Origin of the sequence: Oxalobacter paraformigenes (assembly GCF_000158475.2) — a bacterium.
Classification (GTDB): domain Bacteria; phylum Pseudomonadota; class Gammaproteobacteria; order Burkholderiales; family Burkholderiaceae_D; genus Oxalobacter; species Oxalobacter paraformigenes.
Genome location: NZ_KI392031.1, coordinates 805,144 through 807,685 on the forward strand (window position 1 = coordinate 805,144; position 2,542 = coordinate 807,685).

A 2,542-nucleotide genomic window follows, 5' to 3' on the forward strand; every position below is an offset into this window, starting at 1 on the left:
GGGGCGGCAACCACAGGATCGGCCTTGACTTCTGGACAGACCGGTCAATCGCTGGCGAACAGTCTGCAAAAGACGGCGCACGTCAACGACCCCAAAAACGAGACATATGCCCCTCTTTTTCAGTGGGCGGCGGATTTCATCAGTCATGCCCTGGAGGAAAACAGCCGGATACACGGTCGGGACACGGTGGGCCACTCTGACGAAAGCATGGGAGAAGCCTATCGTGCCGCCGGCAAGGCCGTGCGAGAGGCCGCGCAACGGCATTTTGTTGAGCCTTCTGCGGTCAACGCCCGGGGAACCCGCCCGATTGGCCATTCCGACCAAAGCATGGCTGAACTGGAAAAGACAGGCTTCGGAAAGATGCGGCATCAGGCCGTGGCCGACACCCACGAACTGACAGGGGAAAAGCAGGGGTTTACCTTTGACCGCAAAACCGGAAGCCTTGAAGCGGACTCTATCGGCACCGGCTTCAAAACCATTCCGGTCAAGGCCAAAATCGGTGCCTTTTCGCTGGCCGCCACCATCGGACGCATGCTTTACGACCTCTTCGGAGGCGACCCGATCGCACTGCAAAAAACCGAAGCCGACACCGTACGCTTTCAACAGGAACTCGATGCCCTGGAGCCGATGACCATGGACAAAATTTACGTCAAGGGCCATCCTGATGAAACCGGAAAAAACCTGACGCGTTACCTGTACCAGCAATTGGGAAACCAGATCGTCATGTTGCCGGCAACGTACCTGCTCTCCAAAGTAGAAGGGATTGCGGCCATCACGGGGGTATCGGCCGCCGTGCTGACCTCGCAAATCAATGCCGGCATCATCCGGGCAAAAGGAAAAGGCGATCCGTACACGGCAGTCAAATACGGGGTTCCCCTGGGTATGATGGCGCTTTTGAACATCCCGTTCAAGGCGCCGGTTTCCATCCAGACCCCGCAGGAACTGAAAGCATGGCTTCAGTCGGTAATGGTCGATTTCGGGGTGGGCACGTTGCAGCAGGAAGGGGTGAATAATGCGATTAAACCTCACAAGAATTTGGACAAGAACCGTAGAAATTCGTCTAAGTAAGTTAAATTTATTCTTGACCTAGCAAAACAGGACTAGCCATAATAGGCTAGTCCTGTTTTATTATTAAATGATGAAATCCCTTCTGAAAGTCCTCTTCTTCTCTTTTCTCCTGATCGGTTCTTCCCTGTCGCTGGCTGATAATGTGAAAGAAGGCAATCGGTTATATAACGCAGGAAGATATGAAGAAGCCATGCGTTATTACCTGAAACCGGATGCACGGAAAAATCCGTCTACCATGAACCGGATTGGTTACATGTATGACGCAGGACAAGGGGTCAAAAAAGACCCGCAAGAAGCTTACAAGTGGTACCGGAAAGCGGCGGAAGCCGGGTTCGTTATCGCCCAATTCAATCTGGGACTCATGTATGAAGAGGGGTACGGTGTTCCCAAAAACATTCTTGAAGCCGTCAAGTGGTTCAGAAAAGCGGCTGAACAGAATGATCGGGTTTCAGAAATGAAAATGGGCTATCTGACCGTCAATGGAATCGGCGTCAAACGGGACTACAAGGAAGCGATGAAATGGTACCGTCGTGCTGCCGAACATGGGGACGACAGAGCGTATGCCGAGATCGGCCTCTTTTACGATAAGGGAGAAGGCGTCAGAAAAGACCCGAACCGGGCCGTGCAGTACTATATTCTGGGGGCTCAAAAAGGAGAATCCGAGGCGCAGAGCTTGTTAGCAACGTCTTATGCGTTCGGAACGGGTATCATACAGGACAATGAAAAAGCCCTCTTCTGGTACAAAAAAGCGGCCGGAAACGGCAACATTGATGCGATGAAAGAGCTGGGAGCGATTTATGCCAATGGCCGGCTTGGCGTCAAAAAAGACCCTGAGGAAGCCGAACGCTGGAATGCCATGGCGAAAAAAGCGGAAGAACGGGAACGGCACTGAGTCTCTCTTTTTCATGCACAAACCGGGAGCGATCCCGGTTTTTAAAATCCCTTGCCTAAACACCTCATCTGTCTGTTCGGACGTGACTTTTCCCGGGACGCACGCGCTGTTCAAGGGGTAGGCCTCAGCCGTTTTCCCGAAACAGCCTGAAATCGCCCTTTCCCGAAAACGGGTTCTTCAATGAAACAGCCCCGCTCAAACAAAAACCGCGTCAAAGACGCGGTTTTTTTCATGCCCAAACGGAAGAACCGGCTCATCCTCTTTTGCTCATCGGCACCACGTCACGGCGCGTTTCACCGACATAAAGCGGGCGCGGACGCGCAGCGTTTCATGACCCTGGGCAATGTCTTTGAACGAGGCTGGGAAAGTATGGCGGAAAAAGGCGGAAACTGGATCGCCGAACAGGCCGGCAGAAAGCTCGTCTTCGTGCCTGCTGCCATCGCGTTCAGTCTGGTTCCCTCGCTTTGCGCCGTAACCGGCATGGCGATTCTGGATGTGGCCGCCGACCTGTATGGGGAGACCCTTTACCGTACCGGGAAAGGCGAACCGCTGGAAGCCTTGACCCTTCGGCATTCCGCTGGG

General features: G+C 53.6%; 2 protein-coding genes and 1 pseudogene. All 3 read left to right on the forward strand.

Annotated features, from left to right (window positions below; translation table 11 throughout):
* A pseudogene (locus OFAG_RS14345) lies at positions 1–1,068 on the forward strand (hypothetical protein); the annotation flags it as partial.
* Between the two features lie 67 nt (positions 1,069–1,135).
* On the forward strand, positions 1,136–1,960 hold the full coding sequence (locus OFAG_RS07510) for a tetratricopeptide repeat protein (protein WP_005876929.1): 825 nt from the start codon (positions 1,136–1,138) through the stop codon (positions 1,958–1,960).
* Positions 1,961–2,290: 330 nt separating this feature from the next.
* Positions 2,291–2,542 (forward strand): hypothetical protein (locus OFAG_RS14160; protein ID WP_418003053.1); only part of this gene is annotated, 252 nt, incomplete at its 3' end.

Coding starts and splice junctions, on each gene's coding strand:
- OFAG_RS07510 (WP_005876929.1), top strand. CDS start 1,136: ATGATGAAATCCCTTCTGAAAGTCCTCTTCTTCTCTTTTCTCCTGATC.